The following is a 24,280-nucleotide window of genomic DNA, read 5'->3' on the forward strand; positions in this document are numbered from 1 at the left end:
CGGGGTGTGGTCCACGGTCTGCTCGCTGACAGTCACGGGGCTGTAGTCCCTTCGGGGTCGCGGTCGGTGTGTCCGGTCTGCTCGTGGGGTCCGGGCCGGGGGCCGTCGTCCGGGCCGGCGGTCCAGGCCACCACGTAGCGCCGCCCGGGCAGGCCGGGCGGGCTGGTGATGGTGGTGCAGTGCACGCGGTGGCGGCGGGGCCCGGCGGGTCCGGCGGTCTCGACCAGCAGGGTGGACGGTTCGGCCGCCACCACCGTGAAGTCCCGTGGACGGCCGCGCAGTCCGGTGCCCTCGGCTTTGGCGACGGCCTCCTTGGCCGCCCAGAACCGGGTGAACCAGAGTGCCCCGTCACCGGCCTCGTCGGCACGACCGCTGCCGGCGTCGCCGTGGTCTGTGCCGTGTCCGTTGCTGTGTCCGGCGCTGTGGCCGTTGGTGTGGCCGTTGCCGTGTTCGTCGCTCTGGCCGGCGCTGCGACCGTTGCCGGGGCCGGTACCGTCGCCGTCGCTCCGGCCGCTGCGGGCCCGGCAGGCGGCCAGGAGATCCGACTCGGCCCGGCCGAGGGCGACTTGGAGCGTCTCGCCCGGGCGGTCGACGACCTCCTCGATGTCGATGCCGACGCCGTCGCGGGCCGGGCGGACCAGGGCGACCGCGGCCTCGGCGCAGTGCGCGAGCGAGACGTCGAGCCGCGGCAGCGTCCGGCCGTGGACGCCCGCCACCACCGGCCGGCCGGCCGCGTCGTTGCTGACCTCGATCTCGGCCGGGAAGACCGGGCCCTCACCGTGCTCCCACAGCCGGCGCCGCACCGCGTCCTTGACCGCGATCCGGCCGAGCAGCCAGGCCCGGCGGCCGCGCGGCGGCTGCCGGGCGTACTGGTCCCGTTCGGCGGCGCCGAGGTGGTTGCGCATGATCAGGTCGCGCGAGGCGAGGTCCGGCCAGCGTTCGTGCAGCAGGACCCAGCCGGCCGGCTGCGGCCGGGACAGCGTGTTGCGGTCGACGAACCGTTCGACGGGGCGGGTCTCGGGGTGACTGTCGAAGCGGCGGTCCTGCCAGCCGTGCAGTTCCGCCCAGACCGGGCCACCAACGGGGCGCAGCTGGACGTCGGCTTCGAGCACCTGGTCGGTGAGGGCGGTGATCCGGATGTGGCAGTGCAGTTCGGTGCCGGCGCGCGGCGCCGGTCCGTGGGTGCGCAGCCGCCGGATGCCGACCGGGAACACCACGGTGCGCTCGGTGCGGGTGGCCATGATCCAGTAGCCGAGCAGTTGGCCGACGTTGTCCAGCAGCGCACCAGGCGCGGCGGGGGCGGTGATCACGCCGCGGATGTGCGACGCGCCGATCGCGGTCAGCTCGGTCAGGCCCTGGAACGCGGGGCCGTGGAACATCCACCGTTCCTGGTAGAGGCCGGCCGCGGTCAGCTCGGGCACCTGCTCGCCGGCCACCGGGACCGGCCACGGCGCGGGCGGCGGTGCGTAGCGGTCCGCCACCTCGACGGTGCCCTGGGCGAAGTGGCCGAACTCGGCGCTGTACAGGCCCGGTTCGTTCTCCTGGAGGGTGATGGCCAGGTCGAGCGGTTCGGCGGCCGGTACCCACTGGCCGAAGCGCAGGTCGCGCCCGCCGGTGGCGATCCGGCCCGGTGCGATCCGCTCGGCCGCCTCCTGAAGGTGGTGGACGATCGTGGTGGCCGGGACGACCGGCCAGCGGTCCGTCGGATCGGGCCAGCCCTGGCGTTGCCGGAAGAAGCAGTGGTCGGACAGGTAGGGCATGGCGTCGAGCGAGACGTGCAGCGGGAGGACGTGCCGCCGGGGGCTCGGTGCGGGGTTCGGTGCGGCCGCCGGCTGGGTGACGAGGGCCGGGGTGACGGAGTTCGGGGTGACGGAGTTCGGGGTGACGGAGTTCGGGGCGGTGAGGCGCGGGGCGACGGGGTGCGGGGCGGTGGTGCGGGCCATGGCGGACGGGCGCGCCGGCGGGGGCGTGTGCGGCATCCGGGCGGCCGCGCCGAACAGCTCGACCGCGGTGCGCTCGGTCTCGCGCAGGAGCGCGTCCAGGCCGGCGGCCGGCGGAAAGCGCCGGCCGAGGTCGCCGAGCGTCTCCGCGGGCCGGGCCGCCGGCGTCAGCTCGGCGCGCAGTCCGTCGAGCGTGGCGCGGTCCAGCGAGACCAGGGCGCTGCCGAGGTCCAGGGGCACCGCCGGGTGCTCCCGCGCCGTGGCCCGGCTCCCCGTCCGGGCGGGCAGCAGGGCGGCCGCGTCCGGTTCGGCGCCGTCCACCCACATCGCCGCCGCCACTCGGCGCAGCTGCGCCAGGCCGTCGCGCTGGGCCGAGTTGGCCGCGACCGCCAGATGCTCCCGGTCCTGGAGGATGTCGCCGACCAGCGAGCCCAGCTGTCCGGTGCCGACCTGGACGAACGCCCGGAAGCCGGCCGCGTACAGTGCCTCGACCAGCGGCCGGAACCGTACCGGCTCCAGCAGGTGTCGCAGGAACAGCTCCCGCACCTCGGCCTCCGCCGCCGGGAACGGCGCGGCCGTCGTCCCCGACCACACCGGTACGGTCGGCCGGTGCAGGTCGAACCGCTCGGCCGCGGCCCGGATCGGTGCCAGATACGGTTCGAGCATCGGCGTGTGGAAGCCGGACCGGAACGGCAGGACCTGCCCGAGCACCCCGCGCGCCCGGAACCACCGCACCAGTTCGGTGACCGGCTGCTGCGGGCCGCAGACGATCGCCTGCTGCGGTGCGTTGTCGTGGGACAGGACGACCTCGGCCATGCCGGGCAGCGTCGCCAGGGCATCGAGGACGTGGTCCGCCGGGGCGCCGAGCGCGGCGAAGGCCAGGCCGGGCACGTGCAGCGCGTCCGGGTCGAAGGACTCCAGGAACGCGTCCACCGAGGCGCCGGAGTACAGGCCGGCGGTGATCATCGCGGTCCACTCGCCGACGCTGTGACCGGCGACCGCGTCGGGCCGCAGGCCGATCCGGCGCAGGGCGCGGTCGAGCAGGCGGCCGACCGTGACCACGCCCGCGCCGTGCCGGCCGATGTCGCCGACCCGGGCGGCATCGCCCACGGCCGGCCGGGGCAGCCCGAAGTGGTCGGCGACATCGTCCACCCGTGGCGCGAACTCGCCCTCCAGGCCCGGGAAGAGGAACGCGAGCCGCCCGCCGCCCGGTCCGAGCAGGGGCCGCGGCGCGTACCAGACGTCACCGCGCCCGCGCCAGGCCCGGCCGCGGGCGACCGCGCGGCGGGCCAGGGCCAGGCTCTTCGGCGTCGGACCGACGACGGCCAGGCGGCAGGACGGTGCCGACGGACCGGGCTCGGGCAGGCCGGCGGCCGCCGGGCCGGTGGCGTCGTCGCCGATGAGCGCCGCGAGCTGCTCGGGTGTGTCGGCCGCCAGGCGCAGGACCCGCTCGGGCTCCACGACCTTCGTGGAGGCGGTGCCCGGTGCGGGCCGGGCCGTCCGCGCGACGCCTGTCGCCGGCGGCGGGACGGCACCGGCGTTCGGGGCCTGTTCCAGTACGACGTGCGCATTGATGCCCCCGAAGCCGAAGGCGTTCACCGCCGCACGGCGCGGACCGTCGGTGCTCTCCCAGGGACGCGCCGTGCCGATGGTGGCGAAGCGCGTGGCCGCCAGGGCCGGGTGCGGGTCCTCGCAGTGCAGGGTGGGCAGCAGCACCCCGTGGTGGACCGCCAGGGCCGCCTTGACCAGGCCTGCGATCCCGGCGGCCGGCATGGTGTGGCCGATCATCGACTTGACCGAGCCGAGGACGGCGCGCGGCTCCCGGGCCGCATGGGGCCCGAACACCTCTGCCAGCGTCCGGAGTTCGGCCAGGTCGCCGGCCGGAGTCGCGGTGCCGTGCGCCTCCAGCAGTCCCACCGCGCCGGGCGTGGTCGGGTCCAGCCCGGCGGAGCGCCAGGCCGCCCGAACCGCCCGGCCCTGACCGCCCGGGTCGGGGTTGGCCAGGGCGGAGGCGCGCCCGTCGCCGGCGACCCCCGTGCCACGGATCACCGCGTACACCCGGTCGCCGTCCCGGTCGGCGTCGGCGAGGCGTTTCAGGACGACCACACCGGTGCCCTCGCCGATCAGGATGCCGTCGGCGCCCCGGTGGAACGGGCGGATCCGCTGGCTGGGGGACAACGCCTTCAGCTGGGTGAAGACGCTCCACAGCGTCACGTCGTGACAGTGGTGCACGCCGCCGGCCAGCACCACGTCGCACCGGCCGGTCACCAGCTCGCCGACCGCCTGGTCCACCGCGATCAGGGACGAGGCGCACGCGGCGTCCACCGTGTACGCGGGCCCGCGCAGGTCGAGCCGGTTGGCGACCCGGGAGGCGGCCAGGTTCGGCACCAGGCCGATCGCCGCCTCCGGCCGGTCCGGGCCCAGCCGCTCGGTGAACGCCGTCCTGACCCGGTCGAGCTGGCCGTCGGTCAGTTCCGGCAGCAGCTCGCGGAGCGTGCGGACCAGCTGGTACGAGCCGCGCACCCGCTGGTCGAGGCGGGCGATCCCGGGGGTCAGGTAGCCGCCGCGCCCCAGCACCACGCCGACCCGGTCGCGGTCCGGCAGCCGGTCCGGGCCACCGGCGTCCTCGACGGCCGCGGCGGCGACCTGGAGCGCGATGAGCTGGTCCGGCTCGGTGCCGGCGACGGAGTTCGGCACCAGTCCGAAGCGGGTCGGCTGCACCTCGGCCAGCTCGTCCACGAAGCCGCCGCGCCGGCAGTACACCTTGTCCGGTGCGCCCGCGCCCACATGGCCCGGGCCCGCGGCCGCCCGGGGGTCGTAGTACTCGGCGTCCCAGCGCCCGGCCGGGACGTCGGTGATCGCGTCCACCCCGTCCACCAGGTTCCGCCAGTAGGTGGCGAGGTCCGGTGCGCCGGGCAGGAGGACGGCCATGCCGACCACGGCCACCGCGGGTGGCTGACGGTCCGTCACCGCGTCACCAGCCCGAGGCCGTGTAGACGACCGAGCGCAGGCCGGGCTCGCCCCAGGCGAGCTCGCGCAGCAGGGCGAGCGAGCCGGCGTCCGGCGCGATCAGCTTCACCCCGCGGTCGGCGTAGCTGTGCGCGAGCTCCGGGGAGACCATGCCGCCGTGCCGGCCGGACGGCGCCCACGGCCCCCAGTGCACGGTGAGCGCGCGGTGCCCGGTCTGCTGGGCCCAGCTCGTGCCCAGGCCCTCCAGCGCGTCGTTGGCCGCCGCGTAGTCGGCCTGCCCGCGGTTGCCGAGCACCGCCGCGATGCTGCCGAAGAGCACGGTGAACCGCGGGCCGGCCGGCAGTTCGGCCAGCGCCTCCAGCAGGGCGCGGGCACCCTCGGCCTTGGTGGTGAAGACCCGCCCGAACGAGGCCGGGCTCTTCTCGGCGAACACCTTGTCCTCGATCACGCCCGCGGCGTACACCACTCCGTCGAGGCGGCCGTGTTCGGCGTGGACCTCCTTGACGGCCTGGCGCAGCGCCGCCGCGTCGGCCACGTCCACCGTCCGGTACGCGGCGCGGGCGCCGAACGCGTCCAGCTCGGCGAGGGTGGCCGCGACCTCCCGGCCGGCGAGCAGCCCGGACGCCGCGGCGTCCACCTCCGGAAGCGGCATGCCACCGCGGGCGAGCACCGCGCGCAGGGCGGCGCGGTCGCCGGCCGCCGCGGTGACCGGGTCCTCCGGGCCCTCCGGCGGTGCGGTGCGGCCGAGCAGCTCCAGTCGGCACCGGCTCGCGGCCGCCAGGGTGGCGGCGAACCGCGCCGTGATCCCCCGGGCGCCGCCGACCAGCAGGACGACGGCGTCGCGGTCCAGGCCCAGTGCCTCGGCCTCCGCCACACCGTCACCGGCCGGGCCGGCGCCGGTGCTGCCGAGCACGCCGAGACCCGACTCGCGCAGGGTGAGGCCGCGCCGCCCCGCGGAGGTGCGCAGCACCACCGGCTCGCGATCGGCGGCCCGGAGCTCCGCGGCGAGCAGCTCGGCGGCCAGGACCGGGTCGTCGGTCCGGTCGAGCTCGACCAGGCGGGCGGAGAGGTGCGGGTACTCGGCGGCCAGCGTGCGGAACAGGCCGCGCAGGCCCTCGGCGCGCGCGTTCCCGGCAGGTGTCGTCCCCGCGGGTGTCGCGGGGTGGCCCGTCGCGGCGGGACCCGTCGCCGGGCCGTCGGCCGCCCGGGCGGCGAGCAGCCAGCGCGGTGCCCGAGCCAGCGCGGCCTGCAGGGCGGGGACGGCCGCGGGCAGCACGGGGGCGCCCTCGGGCGAGAGCGGGTCGAGCAGCACGACCCCGTCCACGGGGCCGTCCGCGGTGGACAGTTCGTACGCCGCGTCGTGGGAGGCCACTTCGGCGCCGAGGGCGTTCAGGCGGGCGGTGAGGGCGGCGGCGATGCCGTGCGTGTCGTCGCCGAGGAGGTGGAAGCGCCGGCCCGCGAGGGTGCGGCCGGGCTCGGCGGGCTCCGGGAGCGGGACCGGCACGACGCGGAGCCGCAGCGGCTCGTGGCCCTCGGGCACCGGCCTGACGTCCGGGCCGCCGGCACCGGTGGCAGCGGTCACCACGTCGCGGCGGGCGGGGTACGGCTCGCCGGCAGCCTGCGAACCGGCGGCGACGGGCCCGGGCAGCTCGTTGCCCGTCAGTCCGTCGCCCGGCGCAGCGGGCTCGTCCTCGCCCGCGGCGTCCCGGCCCGGGGCACCGGCCGGCGCCTCCGCCTCCCCGAGACGCTCGGCGAGCCAGTCGGCGACGGCCGCCGCCGTCCGGGCCCGGGCGAGGTGCTCGACCTCCTCGTCGCCCAGTGCCATCCGGTCGTCGGGACGGCCGGCATCGGACGGGTCAACACCGGACGGGCCGGCCAGGCGGCGGACCAGTCTGCCGATGATCTCGGTGCGCTTGATGGAGTCGATGCTGAGGTCGGCTTCGAGGTCGAGATCGGGCTCGATCATGTCGGCCGGGTAGCCCGTGCGTTCGCCGATCACCTCGATCACCATGGCCAGCAGCTCCGACGCCGTCGGCACGGCAGCGGCGCCGACGGCCGGCGGGTCCACCGGCAGCCGTCGGGGGGCGGGCGCACCGGCGGGGGCGGGCACCGGCGGCTCCGTCACGGACGGCTGCGGGGCCGTCGGCCGAACCGTCGTTCCCTGCACCGACGGCGGCCACGCGGCCCGGGCCGGGAGCGGCGGTGCCTGCAGTGCCGCGGCCTGCGCCACCGGCGCCGGGAGTTCCGGCGCCTGGGCCGCGCCCGCCGCACCGAAGTACGTGAGCAGCACGTCCCGTTGTGCCGCGATCAGCTCCCGGCTGCTGCTCAGGAAGTCCGCGATCAGCGTCTGCGGGTCGTCGCGCCGTGGTTCGTGCGTGGTCACCCATGCCTCCGGTACGAGTCGGGCCGGTGCCAGTGCACCGGGCGGTGTCTCTCCTGCGGCCGTGCGGACCAGTTGGCCGTCGACCGTCCAGCCCGGCCGGCGCGGCGCCTCGGCACGGCCTGCGTCCACCGCGTCGCGTCCGCGGAACAGCCGGTCGGTGTGCACGGGCACACCGGCGACGGCCAGCTCGGCCAGGGCGTCGAGGTAGCCCGGCAGACCGGTGCGCCGCCGTTCCAGCGGGACGGCCCGGTGGGGCCGGTCGCCGAGCACCTCGGAGACCAGCCTGGTCAGCACCGTCCCCGGCCCGGCCTCGACGAAGACCCGGGCGCCCGCCTCGTACATCGCCTCGATCTGTGCCGCGAAGCGCACCGGCGCGGCGATCTGTGCCGCGAGTTCGGCCCGGATCGCGGCGGGCTCCGCCGGGTAGGCGGCCGCCGTGCGGTTCGACCAGACGGGGAACTCCGGCGCCCGCACCGTCCGGTTGGCCAGCGCGGCCGTGAAACGCTCACCCGCGCCCGCCACCAGCGGGCTGTGGAAGGCGCACGCCACCGGCAGCCGCTTCACCCCGAACCCGGCCGCCCGCAGCAGGCCGGCGGCCTCCTCGATCTCCGCGGTCGGCCCGGACACCACCGTCTGCCGCGGCCCGTTGTGGTTCGCCACCACCACCCGGCCGGCCGTTCCGGCCTCCCGCAGGACCCGCTCGACGTCGGCTGCTCCGGCCGCGACGGCCGCCATCGTTCCCGGGTCCGTCCCCGCGTCGGCGGCGGCCCCGGGCGCGGCGGCCACCCCGACCGCCGCCAGGATCGACCGCGCCCGCTCGGCGCTGAGCTCGGGCAGGTCCTCGGCCGCCAGCGCGCCCGCCGCGCAGAGCGCCACCAGCTCGCCGTAGCTGTGCCCGGCCGCCAGCTGCGGATGCACCCCGGCGAGCGCGAGCGCCTCGTAGGCGGCGAGGCCGGTCATGCCCAGCACCGGCTGGGTCACCCGGGTGTCGGTCAGCTCGGCCCGCTGTCGCTCACGGGCCTCGGCCGTGAAGGCGGCGGGCGGGTGCAGCAGGCCGGCGTGCTGCCGGCCCAGCCGCAGGTGCCGCTGGAGTGCCGGGAACGCCGTGAACAGCTCGGCGAACATGCCCGGCCGCTGACTGCCCTGGCCCGGGAAGAGGAACGCCACCCCGCCCGCCGGCCCGCCGCCCGGAGCAGAAGCCGACGCCGCGTCCGGAATCGGGTCCGACGCCGCGTCCGAGGTCGCGGCCGGAGTCGGGTCCAAAGCCGCGTCCAGGGCCGGGTCCGCCTGATGGAGTCCGTGCTGCGGTGCGTGCTCCCCGTCCAGCGCCCGGTTCAGCAACCCGACCAGCTCCGCGACGTCCGTGGCCACCACCGCGACCTGCACCCGTCCGTGCCCGCCAGCGGCCCGCCGGGCGGCGGCCATCGCCAGGTCGCGCAGCCGCCACGGTGCACCGGGGGCCTCGGCCAGCCGTAGGATCGCGCGGACTCCGCGCAGTGCCCGCTCCCGGTCCGCCCCGCGGAACAGGAACAGCTCGGCCGGCCACCCCTGCAGACCGTGCACGGGCGCGGGCCCGTCGTAACCCTGCAGGACCGCATGGAAGTTGGTGCCGCCGAAGCCGAACGCGCTCACGCCGGCGACGCGTCCGGCCGGCGCCGTGGCCCACGGCCGGGGCTCGGTACCGAACACGAACGGGCTCCGGCCGGCCTGCCAGGCCGGGTTCGGCCGGTCCAGGTGCAGCGTCGGCGGGAGGACTCCGGTGTGCAGCGCCAGCGACGCCTTGATCAGACCGGCCAGCCCCGCGGCACACTTGGTGTGCCCGATCTGCGACTTCACCGACCCGAGCGCGCAGCTGCCGGGCGCCGCTCCGGCCTCGGTGAAGACCTCGGTCAGCGTGGTCAGCTCGGTCCGGTCGCCGACCACCGTCCCGGTGCCGTGCGCCTCCACCAGGCCGACCTCCGACGGCGCGAGGCCGGCGCCGTGGTAGGCCCGCTCCAGGGCCGCGCGCTGGCCCTCGGGCCGTGGGGCGGTCAGGCCCAGAGAGCGGCCGTCGCTCGCGCTGCCGATGCCCCGCACCACCGCGTACACCCGGTCGCCGTCCCGTTCGGCGTCCGCCAGGCGTTTCAGCACCAGGCAGGCCACCCCCTCGCCGAGCGCGATGCCGTCCGCCGCCGCGTCGAACGGCCGCGACCGCCCGGTCGGGGAGAGCGCGTGCACCGAGGCGAAGAGCAGGAAGTCGTTGATCCCGTTGTGCAGGTCCGCTCCCCCGCACACCATCAGGTCCGCCGTCCCCGCCGTGAGTTCCTTGCAGGCCACGTCGAGCGCGGCGAGCGAGGACGCGCACGCGGCGTCGACGGTGAAGTTGGCGCCGCCCAGGTCCAGCCGGTTCGCGATCCGCCCGGAGATGACGTTGGCCAGCATTCCCGGGAACGAGTCCTCGGTGAGCCCCGGCAGCTGCGCCGCGAGGGCCTCGGGCACCCGGCCCAGGTAGGACGGCAGCACCGAGCCGAGCACGCCCGCGTTGGACAGGTCGCTGCCGGCCTCGGCGCCGAACACCACACCGGCGCGCGAGCGGTCGAAGCCGCGGCCGGCGTCGCCCGCGCCGCTGTCGTAGCCGGCGTCCACCAGTGCGCGCCGGGCCGCCTCCAGTGCCAGCAGCTGCACCGGCTCGATGCTGCCGAGCGCGGACGGCGGGAGGCCGTATCTCAGCGGGTCGAAGGGGATCCGGGGCAGGAAGCCGCCCCACTTGGACGGTGTACGGCCGGGACCGCCGTCGGCCTCGTAGTACACGGCAGGGTCCCAGCGTTCCGGCGCCACCTCGGTGACCGCGTCCACTCCGGCCAGCACGTTGGCCCAGAACGCGGGCAGGTCGGGGGCCTGCGGGAACATGCCCGCCATGCCGACCACCGCGATCTCCAGCGGTTTCGGCCGCCCGGCCGGGTCGCCCTCCCCGCCGAGCCGGCCGGCCAGTTCGGCGGCCCGCACCCTGAGGAAGTCGGCCGCGCCCGCCGTCACCGCGCCGTGCAGTTCGGCCAGCGTCGTGGTGGCCGCGCGCAGCACCGCGACCTGTCCGGCCATGAACATGCCCCGCCGCAGCTGCCCCTGCTCGTCGACCTGCGCCAGCCCGCCCGCCACGCGTTCCAGCCCCTTGCTGGCGACGCGCAGCCGGCCGACGTTCAACTGCTCCAGCTTCTCCCAGGCTTCGCGGTCCGGCACGCCCTGCTCCCGCATCCGCTCCCGGGCCTGGCGGAACTCCGCGGTGAACGGGCTGGGCACGCAGCGGGTCGCGTGCCCGGGGGCGGACAGCAGCAGCTCCGTGCCGCGGGCCGCGATCACCTGGCGCTGGAACTGCGGCCGCACCGCGCCCAGCGCCACCGCCTCCTCGGTGAAGAGGTACGCCGTGCCCATCAGCACGCCCGTCAGGACGCCGCGCTCCGCGACCGGTGCGGCCAGGGCCGCCACCATCGCGGCGGAGCGCTCGTCGTGCACGCCGCCCGCGAACAGCACCTCGATCGCCGGCTCACCGGTACGGCCGGGGGTCGCATCGAGGAAGTCCTCGAGGACCGCCAACTGGGCCTCCCAGAGGGGGAAGCTGTGCAGCGGCCCGACGTGACCGCCGCACTCCGAGCCCTCGAAGACGAACCGGCGCGCACCGTCCGCCAGGAACTGCCGCAGCAGCCCGGGCGAGGGCACGTGCAGGAAGGTCCGGATCCCGGCCTCCTCCAGGGCTCGCGCCTGGGCGGGCCGTCCGCCCGCGATCACCGCGTGGCTCGGCCGCGCGGCCAGGACCTCGGCCAGCTGCGCGGCCCGCACCGTCTCCGGGGCGAAGCCCAACACTCCGACTCCCCAGGGGAGTTCGCCCAGCTCGGCGGCGGTACGGGAGAGCAGCTCGCGGGACTGCGGCCCGTCCGCCAGGGCCAGGGCGACGAACGGCAGCGCGCCGGCCGCCGCCACCGCGGCGGCGAAACCCGGCTGGTCGCTGACCCGGGTCATCGGGCCCTGCGCGACCGGGAGTGCGGTGCCGAACGCGCCACCGAGCGGCGAGCCGGTGCCGAGCAGTGCGGCGCCGGCGCCGGCCGCCACGCCGCGCACCGCCTCACGCACGGCGTGGACGCTCCGCGCGACCGTCTCCCAGCGGTCGGCGAACCTGGCGGCCAGGAAGGCATCCTGACCTGCCGTCAGTTCGGTTCTCCCGCCGCCGGGCCCGCCCCACCGCAACACCCGCCGCCCGTCGACGAGCACGGTCTCGGAGCCGTCCGCCGAACGCAGTACGGCCGCGGCCTGCTCGGACGCGCCGGACTCGGCCAACAGGGCCAGCTGGGTGTCCAGCACCACGCCCGCGGCGCCACCGGCCACCGCCGCCGCCGCGGTGCGCGGGCCGATGCCACCGGCCGCCCACACCGGCACGGTGATCCCGGGTGCGCCCAGGAGTTGCTGCAGCAGGACGAAGGTGCTCAGCTCGCCGACCGGTCCGCCGCTCTCGCTGCCGCGCGCGATCAGGCCGTCCGCACCGCGGCGGACGGCGTTCAGCGCCTGCCGCAGATCGGTCACCTCGACCAGCAGGCGGAGGCCGGTGAACCCGCCCCGGTCCCGGCCGGGGCCGTCACCGGCCTCCAGTGCGCCGGCGGCCAGCACCAGGGTGTGCGGGCCGCTGCCGTCAGGTCTGCGCAGCTCACCGACCGAAAGGCCGCAGCCCGGGCCCAGTCTGACGCCGAACCGCCCGGGGACACGCTCACGGAGCCGGTCGAACTCCTCGCGGGCCCGACGACCCCCGGTCCCGAGATCGAGCACGCCCAGCGCTCCCGCCCGGCACAGGGCCTCGGCGAGGCCGGCGTCCGGCTCGTGGAACGGCGTGATCCCGACGACGAGGTCGGAAAGCGGAAAGCTGGGCGTCATCGACACTCCGGTATGCATCGTGGTGCACCTGAGGGGATGGAAAGCTCCCGCACAGCACCCGCAAGGCCGTGGGGTGAGTTGGAGCGCCTCGCGCGGTTCCGCTGTTCCGCTGTCCGGGTCTACGCTGATGCTACCGATCGGTAGCGCGTCACAGGTTAAGCCGTGATGACGCGCACATGTCAAGAACCGGGGGCACATGACTCCTTTTCGTCCAGCCGTCGTCCCGCGTTCTCGTCCAGCCGTCGTCCCGCGCGAACGGCCCGCTTGGGGCCCGGTCCCCTCGCCCGGCCCCGGCCGCCGAATCCGGATACGCTGAGCAAGGAGGCTCCGGGCCCGAGGTGGGGGTGAGATCGGCCACGCCGTGCGGAGGTGCGAGGTGCCGGGAGAATCAGAGCCGCGGTGGCGGCACGACGCCCTGACCGCGGTCACCGCCGCGGTACGGCGCTTACCCTTCACACTCGCCACCGCTGCGGTGATCCTGCTGCTGGGGCTGGCCGTCGGCGGGCTCTGGGACGCGGTGTCCGACCGGTCGTGGTACCCCGACGTCGCGTACGGCCTGCCCTCGTTCGAGAAGGGGCGCTGGTGGACCCTGGTCACCGGGCCGCTGTTCTGCGCGACGCCGATCGACTACCTCCCGGTGCTCGTCGGCGTCCTCCTGCTCTCCGGGCTCGCGGAGGCACGGCTCGGGACCCGCTGGACCGCCGCGGTGACGGCCGCCGGCCAGCTCGGCGCCGTCCTCCTGGCCGCCCTGCTGCTGTTCGCCCTGCGGCACACCGCGTGGACCTGGGCGAAGGACCTCGCCGGCACCGTCGACGTCGGCATCTCGGCGGGCGCGCTCTGCGCGGGCGCGGTGGCCTCGGCGGCCCTGGCCTCGCCATGGCGGCAGCGGCTGCGGCTCGGCCTGATCGCCTACGCCGGCGTGTCACTGCTGTACGTCGGCGGGCTCGACGACCTGGAGCGCGCGCTGGCGGTCACCGGCGGGCTGGCGGCGACCCACTGGCTGCGGGTGCCGGGAGCCGCCCGGACCTCCGGCCGGCTCAGCCGCCGGGAGTGGCGGCTGCTGGCCGTGGCCGGCCTGCTCCTGATCGCGGCGATCCTGCTGGTCGTCTGGCTGGCCCCCGGCCGCAGCCCGGTCGGGGAGACCAGGGGGCTGGGCGGACCGGGCTGGCAGGTCCTGCTCTCCCTGGCGCTCATCGGGCTGCTGATCAACGGGCTGCGCCGCGGCCGCCGCACCGCCTGGCGCTGGACGGTACTGCTCTGCGCGCTGAACGCGCTGCTGGGCCTGTTCGTCGGGGTCGTGTACGTGATCGGCAAGGCCCTCGACGAGCAGGTCACGGTCACGGGTGCCGCGGTGTTCGTCCCCACCTCGGTGGTCTGGACCGCCGAACTGGTCGTGCTGATCGCCGGCCGGGACGCGTTCCGGGCACGGCGTCCCCGCCGCCGGGCCCCCGCGGCCGGCACCCGGCCGCCGGCACCGTCGGCCGCCGGGGACCCTCGGACCCGGGCCGCGGACCTGCTGGTACACCGGGGCGGGGAGAACCTCTCCTGGATGACGACCTGGCCGGACAACTCCTACTTCTTCCCCGACGACGACGGCGGGAGCTACATCGCCTACCGGGCACACGCGGGCGTCGCGGTCGCGCTGGGCGATCCGGTGGGCGCGGCGGACGACCGGGCCCGGACGATCTCGCGCTTCGCCGAGATGTGCGACCGCACGGGGCTGGTCCCGTGCCTGTTCTCCGCCACCGCCCGGGCCGCCGAGGCCACCGACGCGCTGGGCTGGCGGTCCGTCCAGGTCGCCGAGGACACCGTGATCGACCTGCCCGGCCTCGAGTTCCGCGGCAAGGCCTGGCAGGACGTGCGCACCGCCCTCAACCGCGCCAAGAAGGACGGCGTCGAGTACCGGCTGGTCTCCCTCGCCGAGCAGCCCCGTCCGGTCCTCTCCCAGGTCCGCGGCATCTCCGAGGAGTGGGTCGGCGACATGGGCCTCCCGGAGATGGGATTCACGCTCGGCGGAGTGGAGGAGGCCATGGATCCGCGAATGCGGGTCGGCCTGGCGATCGAGGGAGAGGAGCACCTCCACGGCGTGACGTCCTGGATGCCGGTGTTCGGCGCGGACGGGGAGCCACAGGGCTGGACCCTGGACATGATGCGCCGCCGCCGCGACGGCTTCCGGCCGGTGGTCGAGTTCATGATCGCCTCCAGCTGCCTCGCCCTCCGGGAGGACGGCGCGCGCTACCTGTCGCTCTCCGGCGCGCCGCTGGCCCGCACCGGCCCCGCCCACGCACCCACCGTGCTGGACCGGATCCTCGACCAGCTGGGCGCCGCCATGGAGCCGTACTACGGGTTCCGCTCTCTGCACTCCTTCAAGGCGAAGTTCCAGCCGCGCTACGAGCCGATGTTCCTGCTCTACCGCGACGAGGCCGACCTGCCCCGGATCGGCCTGTCCCTGCTGCGCTGCTACATGCCCTCCGCCACGGTGCGCGACCTGCTCCGGGTACCGGCGCACCACGGCTGACGGGACGGGACCCACCGTGCGGCACACGGAAGTCGACATCAACGTGGTCATCACCATCCCCAACCAGGGCGTCGGTCTCTGGATGGTCGGCGCGTTCATCCTGACCTTCGGCGGCACCCGGGCGGTCACCCGGCTGATCCGGGCGGGCCGTGGCCCGTTCCGCAACGTCGAGGTCGGCGGCACCCACGTGCACCACCAGGTGTACGGCATCCTCGCGATGCTGGTGGCCGGCGCGATCGAGTTCTCGTACCGGCCGGACACTCCCGGGGCGCAGATCCTGGCCGTGCTGTTCGGCGCGGGTGCCGCCCTGACGGTCGACGAGTACGCGCTCTGGCTGCACCTGGAGGACGTCTACTGGGCGAAGGAGGGCCGCAAATCGGTCGATGCGGCCTTCCTGGCGGCGGCGGTCGGCCTGCTGCTGGTCGCCGGGTTCAACCCGTTCTCCGATGTCGGCTCGGGCACGGCCGACCAGCTCGTCTTCGCCGGGCTGCTGCTGGTCAACCTGGCCCTGTGCGTCGGCACGATCCTCAAGGGCAAGACGGCGATGGGGGTGATCGGCCTGCTGGTCCCCCTGGTCGGACTGGTCGGCGTCCTGCGTCTGGCCAAACCGACGTCCCCCTGGGCACGTTGGCGCTACCGTCCGGACTCGCGCAAGGCCGCACGCGCCCTGCGCCGCTACCCGCCCGACCGCCGGACCCGTCTCGACGCCCTCAAGGACTTCGTCGGCGGCGTACCGCACCGCTGACACCCCGGCACCCGCCCCGCGACACGCGGGCAGGAACGTCCCTGCGCGCCGGAGGCGCCCGGCCTCGGTGCAATGACCGGGCCAAGCCGGCCGTCGAGAGGGGTTGCCCGGTGGAGACAAGGACTGCGGAGTCGGGTCCGCTGCGGGTGCTGGACGTCAGCGGGGCCGCCTACCGCCGTGCCTTCGAGCTGTTCCTCGCGGGCACCGACGAGAAGCCCCTCACCCACGCCAGGCTGGGCGAGGTCGTTGCCGACCTGGAGCACCGCCGCGTGCTGCTGGACGTGGGCGCGGGCGAGGGCCGGACCACCGCGTACCTGGGGCGGTACTTCGAGCGCACGGTGGCCGTCGAACCCAGCGCGGCGATGCGCGAGAAGCTCCGCCTGGTGTGCCCCGACGCCCTCGTCCTGCCGGAGCCGATCGACCGGGCGCAGCCGCCCGAGCCGGCGGACCTCGTCCACCTCTCGCACGTGCTGTACTACGTCCCGCAGGAGGACTGGCCGCGCACGGTCGGCCGGGTCCTGGACTGGACGGCGCCCGGCGGCACCCTGCTGGTCATGCTCCAGAACCCGGAGAGCCCGTGCATGCGGATGGCCGCGCACTTCACCGGCGCCCGCTACGACCTGCGGCCGCTGGCCGATCACCTGCGCGAGCAGGAGCCGGCGCACGAGCACGCGCTGGAGACGCTCGACCTCCGGTACCGCACCGACCGCCTGGACGAGGCGGTGGACGTCGCCGAGTTCATGGTGAACGTGGCCGACCTGGCCGCCATGGACCCGCTGCCGGACCGTGCCGAGCTGACCGCCTACGTCCGGCGGCACTTCGCCCGGCCGGACGGCACGTACGTCATCGGCCACACCCAGGACATGCTGACCGTCCGGCGGGCCCGGCCGACCCGGTGAGCAGGCCGGTGAGGCAGGCCCGGTGACCCAGCGCCATTGACGCGGGCTCCGGCACTGCAAGATTCCGTTCGGCGGAGCCGCAGCGGCCGCCGGCGGGGATTCCGTTCACCCGGTGGACCGTTGACAGCCCGTTCCGGGGCTCGGTGTAATGCGGGTGCAATACGGAGGCAGGTCGGACCGGCCGTTTCGGGCTGTTCCCGGGGGGAAGCAGGAATCATGGGCGTGGACACCACGGAAGCAGTGGAATTCGCCGGGCGGAATGCGCGGATGGCCGCGCTGTACGAGCGCGACGAGGCCTGCCAGGGGCTGGGCATCGCGCTCGACGAGGTGTCCTCCGGGCGGGCGCGGATGCGCATGACGGTGGCTCCGACCATGGTGAACGGCCACGGCATCGCGCACGGTGGCTACCTCTTCCTGCTCGCCGACGCGGCGTTCTCCTACGCCTGCAACAGCTACGGCCCGGTGACGGTGGCGCAGGCCGCGCAGGTCACCTTCCTGGCCCCGGCGGCGGTCGGGGACGAACTGACCGCCGAGGCCGTGGAACGCGTCCGGTCCGGGCGGAGCGGGATATACGACGTGACGGTGCGGAACTCCGCGGAACAGGTGATCGCGGAGTTCCGCGGGCAGAGCGTGATGCTCGCCGGGAAGCCGCACGCCGGCTGACCGGGCGCGGGGGCGCCCCCGCCCGGCCACCGGGACGCGGGGCGCCGGATCAGGCCGGCGGACGCTCGTCCACGACCTGCCGGAGCTTGCCGGTGCGCGGGTTGGTGATCAGCCCGGAGCGCGGCACCCACTCGACGGTGAGGTGGTGGACCGCGCCGGCCGCCACCTCGTCGGGGTACAGCGGCCGGGCCCGGTACACCGCCTCGACCAGTCGTTCGCCCAGGCGCGGCGGGGGCTCCTCGGTGCAGCCGAGCCTCAGGATCAGGCCGTCCTTGCCGTCCCAGCGCCGCTGGACCAGCTGCATGCCGGAGATGACCTGGTCCGGGTCGTTGGCGACCAGGACGGCGCGGATCTCCTCGGTCGGCATCGCCACCGTACCGACCCGGGCGCCCTCGGTGGACCGGCCGACCAGGCGGAACCTCCCGCGCTCGACGTCGACCCACTCGGCGCGGTCGCCGGTCGGGTAGCGCAGGATCGGCATCAGGGTGCGGAACAGGTTGGTGACCACCACCCGGCCGGGCACCCCGGGGGCGGTGACCGGCTCGCCGGTCACGTCGTCGACCAGCTCCACCACGGTGCGGTTCGGGAACGCCTCGTGCACCCGGACGTCGTCGCCCGGCACCGGCGCGCCGACCAGCCCGGCGTCCACCGAGGCGTAGCCGATCGAGGCGACGGCCGCCTTGGGGAAGGCGCGGGAGAGGATCGGCCGCAGGTCGGCGAAGAGCAGGTCCCCGCCGAAGAGCAGCAGTTCGATGCGCTCGGCGGTCTTCCCGTGCCTGACCAGGTACTCGGCGACCGAGCTGAGCTTCATCGGCTCGCCGGCCAGCACGTCGACGCCGAAGTCCTCGATCAGGGCGGCCACATAGGCGTCGGGGGCGGCGCCGACCGGCAGCCGGACGTTGTCCACCGGCGCGTGGTGCAGGGCGCTCTCGATGTAGAGGAAGCCGCCGTAGAGCTCGCCGGCACAGAACAGGTTCGCCACCCGGTGCCCGGGCCTGAGACCGGCCTGCACCAGGCCCGCGCCGAAGGCGGTCACCGAGTCGGCGTGCTCGGTGCGCGACCAGGGCGAGAACTTCGGGACGCCGGTGGTACCGCCGGTCTTGTAGACGCCGGCGTCCGACAGCGGTCCGGTGAGCAGCCGGTTGTCCGGCCAGGAGTTGGCGGCCCAGAACGCGGTCTGCTCGATGACGGGGAGCCGCTCGAGGTGCTCGACGCGGGCCGGGAGGCCCTGGTAGAGCTCGGCGTAGAACGGGGAGTTGCGGCGGGCGAAGTCGATCAGATCCGGCAGCGGTTTGGCGGGCACGAACACTCCTGACGGTTGGTCACCTGTGGTCGGGGCGGCCGATCCAGGTACGGGCGAGGGTCTGGACGGCGACGCCGTCCGGGTCGGCGAGCTTCTGTTCCAGGTACGCGGCGGCCCAGGCGTTGGTGGGCACGCGGAAGGCGGGCCGTTCGGCGCGCAGGGTCCGGACGACCACCTCGGCGACCTCCCGGGCGGGTTGCCCGGCGGCCTCCCAGCCCTGGCCGCCGACCCAGGCCAGGTAGTCGGCGAAGGTGGGCGCGTACGGGCCGGAGGCGGCCTCGATGGTCGTGCGGTTGATGTCGGGGAAGACCCCGAACCCGGTGTCCGGCACGAAGCCGGGGACGACGACGCAGACCCGGACGCCGTGTGCGCCGGCGACCGGGGCGAGGCTCTCCATGAACCCCTCGACGGCGAACTTGGCAGCGCAGTAGGCCTCGTTGAAGGGCTGGCCCACCACGCCGTGCACGCTGCCGACGGTGAGCAGCCGGCCGGCCGAGGCGCGCAGCAGCGGCATCGCGGCGCGGCTGACGGCGATGACGCCGAAGAAGTTCACCTCCAGGTTGGCCCGCAGCGCCGCCATCGTGGACATCTCCAGCGTCGGATCGCAGTTGGAGATGCCGGCGTTGTTGACCACCGCGTCCAGCCGTCCGTAGGTCTCGGCCACGCCGTCCACGCAGGCGGTCACGGAGTCGGCGTCGGTCACGTCGAGCCGGCGGACGTCCAGGGTCACGCCGGCCCGGGCGGCCGCCTCGGTGAGCGCACGCCCACGGGCCGGGTCGCGCAGCGTGGCCACCGTGGTGAACCCGGCCCGGGCGGCCGCGACGGCGGTGGCCAGGCCGATCCCGGAGGAGGTGCCGGTGATCAGGACGACGCGCCCGCTCACCGCGCGGTCTCCGTCAACTCCGGTGCCGTGTCGGATGGTTCCCTCTGCTCACGGGCGGCCGCGTCGAGCCGGGCCTGGATGCCGAGCGCGGGCAGGAAGGAGCAGGCCGCCAGCAGGGTGCCGCCGACCATGGTCCAGCGCGCGGCGTCCCGGATGCCCAGGGGCCCGGTGAGCAGCGAGACGGCGAGACCGCCGGCGAGCGCGGCCAGCGGGATCACGCCCCAGGTGACGGTGCGGAACGCCGCGTGCATCACGCCCTGGTGCTCGGTGGACATCCGGGACTGCCGGGTGGGCGCGCTGCACACGTTGATGCAGGACATGAAGAAGCCGTAGCAGCCCATGGTCACGGCGATCGCCGGCCCGGCCGGCAGTGCGGGCGCGGCCAGGACGCCGAGCCCGACCAGGCAGTGCAGCAGCAGCGACCAGGCGAGCGTGCGGCCCAGGCCGAACCGTTCGCTGATCCGCGGGGCGACCACGGCGCCGGCCAGCGCGCCCACGGCGCCGACCGACATGGCCGCGCCGAGGACGCCGACCGAGACGTCCAGACCGCGGTAGGCGAGGACCGGCAGCACGGTGACGAAGACCGGGCCGCCGGAGTTGAGCGTGACGGCCGCCAGCACCACCCGGCGCAGCACCGGGTCGGCCCAGTTCATCCGGAAGCCGGCGGTCAGCCGCTCCCAGACCGTGCCCTCGACCACGGTGCGCTCGCCCCACGGCTTCATGGACCGGAAGCAGGCAGCGGAGACCAGGTAGCTGACCGCGTCCACCAGCAGCGCGGCCACGCCGAGCGCGCTGTACAGGCCCGCCGCGATCGAGGGGCCGGCCACCTCGGCGACCGAGCCGCTGCCCTCCAGCCGGGAGTAGGCGCGGACCATCTGGTCCTCCTCCACCACGGCGGGGACGGCGATCAGATAGCCGACGTTGAAGAAGATGGTCGCGCCGCTGATCATCGCGACGCAGCCGAACAGCAGCGGGGTGGAGAGGAAGTCCAGCCAGTAGGCCAGCGGGATCACCGCGACGGCGGCCAGCCGGACCAGGTCGCAGACCAGCATCGTCCAGCGCTTGTTCCAGCGGTCGACCAGCACGCCGGCCACCGGCCCGAGCAGCGGGATGCCCAGGTACTGGGCCATCGCCACCACACCGACCTGGAGGGCGGAGGCGTGCAGGACGAAGATCATCAGGGTGGGCACGACGAAGACGGTGATCCGGTCGCCGACCACGCTGACCGTCTGGCCGGCCCAGAACAGGTTGAAGCCGCGCCCCAGGTCGGCCGGGCGCCGGGCCTTCACGAGGCCTCCTGGTCGGCCGCGCGGACCACGAAGCCGGCCGTCTTGCCGGTGCGGTCGTTGCTGACCAGCTCGTCGACGGCGCGGACCCGGAGGTTCTCCGGGTCGTGCTGGAACGCGGTGCTCAGCGTGAACGTCGCCGAGAAGAGCTCCGCGCGCAGCCGGTCGGTGTCCACGGCGACGCCCCGGCCGGTGAGCACCAGGACGTCGACGCCGGTGGCCCGGCCGCCGTTCTCGGTGATCACCACCTGCGCCCTGGAGACCCCCGGCTCGCGCTCCGCCCGGGCGACCAGCTCGTCCACGTGCAGGCCTAGGCCGCGCACCTGGACCACGCTGTCCCGGCGGCCCAGCACCCGCATCGCCCGGCCAGGCCGCCCGCACGGGCAGGTGGTCAGCTCGCCCGCGTCGCCGGTGCGGTAGCGCAGCACCGGGTTGAGCACCTCGGGGTTGAGGGTGGTGAAGTCCAGCTCCCCGTCCGGGCCCACGTGCACCAACTGCTCGGGCAGCGGGTGGAAGGTGTCGGCCGGGCAGTCCGGGGTGTTGGTGGCGACCACCCACGTCTCGGTGGAACCGAACATGCCCCAGCGGCGGGCCTGCGGCGCGACGGCCGCGATGTCCTCCGCCAGCTGCGGCTGCCAGGCCTCGCCGAGCCAGAGCACCTTGCGCAGGGCCGGCAGCTCGAGCCCGGCGGAGCGGGCGTGGGCGAACCAGAGCCGCAGCACGCTGGGCGTCCCGCCGATGGCGGTGACCCGCCGGTCGGCGAGGAAACCCAGCCAGTCCCCGTACTCCTCCCGGGCGACCGAGCCGAGCGCGATCACCCGGCAGCCCGCCAGGTCGGCCAGCGCGGCGGCGAGGAAGTGCGCGCCCCACATCCGGCCGGCGCCCCAGGCGTTGACGAAGGTGTCGTCGCGGTCGAGCGGCTGCCAGTGCGCGTGCACCCCGGCCATGTAGAAGCCGGTGGGCGCGTAGCCGACCTTGGGGGCGCCGGTGGAGCCGCCGCTCTGGAACAGCCAGGTGGCGCCCGTCCCGGCGCACGGCTCCAGGTGGGCGAGGGCCACGTTCAGGTCGTCCTTGAGCAGCGGCGGGAGGGCGGCCAGCTCGTCGAGGGTGCCGACGTTGCCGGACAGGCCGGCGTAGCGCGGTGCCAGCGCGGGCACCGTCCGCAGCCGCTCCAGAGCCCGGGCGGCGACGGGCAGGTGCGGCTCGGCGGCCCCGGGCGGCAGGGAGAAGGCGTCGGTCATCGGGGGTCCGTCCGTGGGGTGGTGGGGGTGCGGTTGGCGAGCCACTTGGCGTGGGCGTCCCGGTAGGCGGTGAACCGCGCGCGGGTGACGGCCCGTTGGAGGGTCCGGTCCGGGTCGGACCAGTCCGGGGCGATCACGCCGTCCGGCTCCAGCTCCGAGAACCAGTACCGCTCTCCGTCGTACAGGAAGTCGACGCAGAAGAACGGGATCGCCAGCTTCTCCGCGAAGTAGGCGGTGGCCTCGACCAGTTCGGGGGGCACGGGCGGGAACTCCATCGCCCCGCCCCGGCTGGCGTTGGCGACCGGCGAGCCCGGCTCGGGGATCCGCTTCATCACCGCGTACGGCTCGCCGTCGACCACGTAGACCCGGTAGTCGACGGTGCCGTCGCCGAGGTAGGGCTGGGCGATCAGCGTGGTGTCGCCGCCCTGGGCGAGGCTGGCCAGGCCCCGGATGTCCTCCGGGCCGCGGGCCAGGTTGATCCCGCCGCCGCCGCACCAGCCGGCCGGTTTGACGATGGCCGGGTAGGTGAGGTTGCCGAGGGCGACCTCGTACTGGTGCTTGCTGATGTCCCGGCCGGTGCCGATTCGGACCGACGGGATCGGCGGCACCGGGGAGTCGGCGAGATGCAGCACGGTGGCGAGCTTGTCGTTGCCGATCAGCGACACCTGCGGCGGGAACGGCAGGTAGAAACCGGCCTGTTCGAGCACCGCGTAGAGCGCGTACTGGTTGAAGATGTCCATCGACTGGTACGGCAGCGAGTAGAGCGCGGTGACGAAGAGGGTGTCCTGCGGGGTCACCGGCTCCTCGTCGACGTAGACCAGCGGCCGGGACGGGTCGGTGGCGTCCACGGTGACCGCGTCCGGCGCGTGCCGGCACCAGGTGAGGCCCAGCTCCTCGGCGGTCTCGGCATAGAGGTCCCAGAAGAAGTGGTGCCAGGTCGCCGTCATCCGGGTGGACTCGCGGTCGGGGAAGATCCAGCACATCCGGCGCAGCGGGCCGGGGTCGTTCGCGAGGCCGGTGGGGTTCACCGTGCTCCTTCCGGGGTGGTCCGTGGGGTCGTCGGGTGTGCGGCGCGCGAAGTGGGGCCGTTGGGGCTGCTCGGGCTGTCGGGGCCGTTGGCTCCGGTGGGCCCGGTGGGCCTGGGGCGCGCGGCCGGGCCGGCCAGGTCGGCCCACCAGCGGCGGCCGGCCTCCGGGAGGGTGTCCACCGGGTCGTAGTAGGGGTGGCGGCGCCCGAGCCGGTCCTCACCGGCGGGCTCGCGAACCTCCGGCTCGGTGCGGTAGTTCTTGGTCCAGTACGAGATGCCGCGCTCGCGGTCGTACCCGACGGCCTGGTGCACCCAGCGCTTGCCGAGGTCCGGCACGTCGCAGACCAGACGCGGCGTCGCGTAGCCGGGCAGGTAGCCCATGATCGCCTCCTGGAGCCGCTGCGCCTCGTGCACGCTGGTCCGCCAGTGCTCGGCGTTGGGGATCATGTCGCAGAGGTAGAAGTAGTAGGGCAGGATGTTCGCCTCCCCCTGGAGGGCGAAGCAGAGGTCGAGCAGGTCCTCGGGGGTGGCGTTGACGCCGCGCATCAGCACGCCCTGGTTGCGGACGTCCCGCACGCCCGCGTCCAGCAGCGCCCGGGCCGCCTCGGCGACCAGCGGGGTCACCGACCGGACGTGGTTGGCGTGCGTGTGCACGGCGAGGTTGACGGCGCGCCGGGCGGCCAGCGCGGCCACCCGGTGGACGCCGTCGAGGATCTGCGGCTGCAGCCAGTGCTGCGGCAGGCCGACCACCGCCTTGCTGGCCAGCCGGATGTCCCGGACCGACTCCAGCTCCAGCAGCCGTAGCAGGAACGACTCCAGTTGCGGCCAGGGCACGTTGGCGAGGTCGCCGCCGGAGACCACCACGTCGCGCACGGCCGGGGTGCGCTTGAGGTAGTCGAGCATCTGCTCCTGGCGGTGGGCCGGCCGGAGCATCAGCCTGGCCTTGGTGACCTGGGGCGTGGAGGTGCCGACCAGGTCCATCCGGGTGCAGTGGCCGCAGTACTGCGGGCAGGTGGAGACCAGCTCGGCCAGCACCTTGGTGGGGTAGCGGCGGGTCAGGCCCTCCACCACCCACATCTGTGCCTCGTGCAGCGAGTCGCGTTCGGCCTTCGGGTGGCTGGGCCACCGCGGGTGCCGGTCGGCGTGCACCGGCAGCATGTAGCGGCGGACCGGGTCGGCCAGGAAGGCCTCGGTGAAGGCGTGCGGCTCGGTCGGGGCCTGCGCCGCCATGGTGTTCAGCATCTGCGGCGGCAGCAGGATCGGCATGGTCGCGAACTCGGCCTGATCGGCGGCGAGTTGCTCATATAAGGCATCGGTGAGCAACTCGCCGGCGACGGCCCGCAGCTGCCGGGCGTTCTTGACGCAGTGCGCCCGCTGCCACTGGGCGTCGCGCCACTGGGCCTCGGTCACGTCGCGCCAGCCCGGCAGCCGGCGCCAGTCCGGCTCGACCGGCGTCGTCCGGACGTACTGGTACGGCTGCTGCGGCGGGGTGCGCACCGGGGGTTCGGGGCGGTCCATCCGGGCGG

12 protein-coding genes are annotated in these 24,280 nt (G+C 75.1%); 4 read left to right on the plus strand and 8 right to left on the minus strand.

All coding sequences use genetic code 11. The features are described 5' to 3' along the window. Positions 1 to 32: 32 nt before the first annotated feature. Both ACZ3YO_RS30920 and ACZ3YO_RS30925 read right to left on the minus strand, forming a co-directional pair. Complete coding sequence (locus tag ACZ3YO_RS30920) at positions 33 to 4,910, minus strand: beta-ketoacyl synthase N-terminal-like domain-containing protein (protein WP_465575874.1); 4,878 nt, start codon at positions 4,908 to 4,910, stop codon at positions 33 to 35. Positions 4,911 to 4,914: 4 nt separating this feature from the next. After that, positions 4,915 to 12,189: an SDR family NAD(P)-dependent oxidoreductase gene (locus ACZ3YO_RS30925; protein ID WP_465575877.1), complete on the minus strand. Its 7,275-nt coding sequence runs from the start codon at positions 12,187 to 12,189 to the stop codon at positions 4,915 to 4,917. Positions 12,190 to 12,565: 376 nt separating this feature from the next. Between ACZ3YO_RS30925 and ACZ3YO_RS30930 the strand changes: the two genes are divergently transcribed. From ACZ3YO_RS30930 to paaI, 4 genes are all read left to right on the plus strand, one after another. Beyond that, the gene (locus ACZ3YO_RS30930) at positions 12,566 to 14,707 is read left to right on the plus strand and encodes a bifunctional lysylphosphatidylglycerol flippase/synthetase MprF (protein ID WP_465575880.1); all 2,142 of its coding nucleotides are present in this window, start codon (positions 12,566 to 12,568) and stop codon (positions 14,705 to 14,707) included. A gap of 16 nt (positions 14,708 to 14,723) precedes the next feature. Beyond that, on the plus strand, positions 14,724 to 15,452 hold the full coding sequence (locus ACZ3YO_RS30935) for a hypothetical protein (protein ID WP_465575882.1): 729 nt from the start codon (positions 14,724 to 14,726) through the stop codon (positions 15,450 to 15,452). A 110-nt stretch (positions 15,453 to 15,562) separates the two neighbouring features. After that, positions 15,563 to 16,351: a class I SAM-dependent methyltransferase gene (locus ACZ3YO_RS30940; RefSeq protein WP_465575885.1), complete on the plus strand. Its 789-nt coding sequence runs from the start codon at positions 15,563 to 15,565 to the stop codon at positions 16,349 to 16,351. Between the two features lie 267 nt (positions 16,352 to 16,618). Beyond that, positions 16,619 to 17,014 (plus strand): hydroxyphenylacetyl-CoA thioesterase PaaI, encoded by a 396-nt coding sequence (gene paaI / locus ACZ3YO_RS30945; RefSeq protein WP_396320565.1) that lies wholly within the window; start codon positions 16,619 to 16,621, stop codon positions 17,012 to 17,014. 49 nt (positions 17,015 to 17,063) lie between these two features. Here the strand turns inward: paaI and ACZ3YO_RS30950 are convergent, their stop codons facing one another. From ACZ3YO_RS30950 to ACZ3YO_RS30975, 6 genes are read right to left on the minus strand one after another with little or no spacing between them, the layout of a single operon-like run. After that, positions 17,064 to 18,317, minus strand: coding sequence for a phenylacetate--CoA ligase family protein (locus ACZ3YO_RS30950; protein ID WP_465575888.1), 1,254 nt, complete (start codon positions 18,315 to 18,317; stop codon positions 17,064 to 17,066). Between the two features lie 19 nt (positions 18,318 to 18,336). Then, positions 18,337 to 19,200 (minus strand): SDR family NAD(P)-dependent oxidoreductase, encoded by an 864-nt coding sequence (locus ACZ3YO_RS30955; protein ID WP_465575891.1) that lies wholly within the window; start codon positions 19,198 to 19,200, stop codon positions 18,337 to 18,339. Further along, complete coding sequence (locus ACZ3YO_RS30960; RefSeq protein ID WP_465575894.1) at positions 19,197 to 20,489, minus strand: MFS transporter; 1,293 nt, start codon at positions 20,487 to 20,489, stop codon at positions 19,197 to 19,199. Before ACZ3YO_RS30960 ends, ACZ3YO_RS30955 begins: the two co-directional genes overlap by 4 nt. Then, positions 20,486 to 21,727 carry an AMP-binding protein gene (locus ACZ3YO_RS30965; protein WP_465575897.1) on the minus strand — a complete coding sequence of 414 codons (1,242 nt, stop codon included), beginning with the start codon at positions 21,725 to 21,727 and terminating at the stop codon, positions 20,486 to 20,488. Before ACZ3YO_RS30965 ends, ACZ3YO_RS30960 begins: the two co-directional genes overlap by 4 nt. Further along, positions 21,724 to 22,755, minus strand: coding sequence for an ATP-grasp domain-containing protein (locus ACZ3YO_RS30970; RefSeq protein ID WP_465575900.1), 1,032 nt, complete (start codon positions 22,753 to 22,755; stop codon positions 21,724 to 21,726). The genes ACZ3YO_RS30965 and ACZ3YO_RS30970 overlap by 4 nt, the downstream gene beginning before the upstream one ends. Next, positions 22,752 to 24,272: a KamA family radical SAM protein gene (locus ACZ3YO_RS30975; RefSeq protein ID WP_465575902.1), complete on the minus strand. Its 1,521-nt coding sequence runs from the start codon at positions 24,270 to 24,272 to the stop codon at positions 22,752 to 22,754. The genes ACZ3YO_RS30970 and ACZ3YO_RS30975 overlap by 4 nt, the downstream gene beginning before the upstream one ends. Positions 24,273 to 24,280 lie beyond the last annotated feature (8 nt).

The sequence above is a fragment of the Kitasatospora sp. NPDC022785 genome (genome assembly GCF_055561295.1).

Coding starts and splice junctions, on each gene's coding strand:
- ACZ3YO_RS30965 (WP_465575897.1), bottom strand. CDS start 21,727: ATGACCGACGCCTTCTCCCTGCCGCCCGGGGCCGCCGAGCCGCACCTG.
- paaI (WP_396320565.1), top strand. CDS start 16,619: ATGGCCGCGCTGTACGAGCGCGACGAGGCCTGCCAGGGGCTGGGCATC.
- ACZ3YO_RS30925 (WP_465575877.1), bottom strand. CDS start 12,189: ATGACGCCCAGCTTTCCGCTTTCCGACCTCGTCGTCGGGATCACGCCG.
- ACZ3YO_RS30975 (WP_465575902.1), bottom strand. CDS start 24,272: ATGGACCGCCCCGAACCCCCGGTGCGCACCCCGCCGCAGCAGCCGTAC.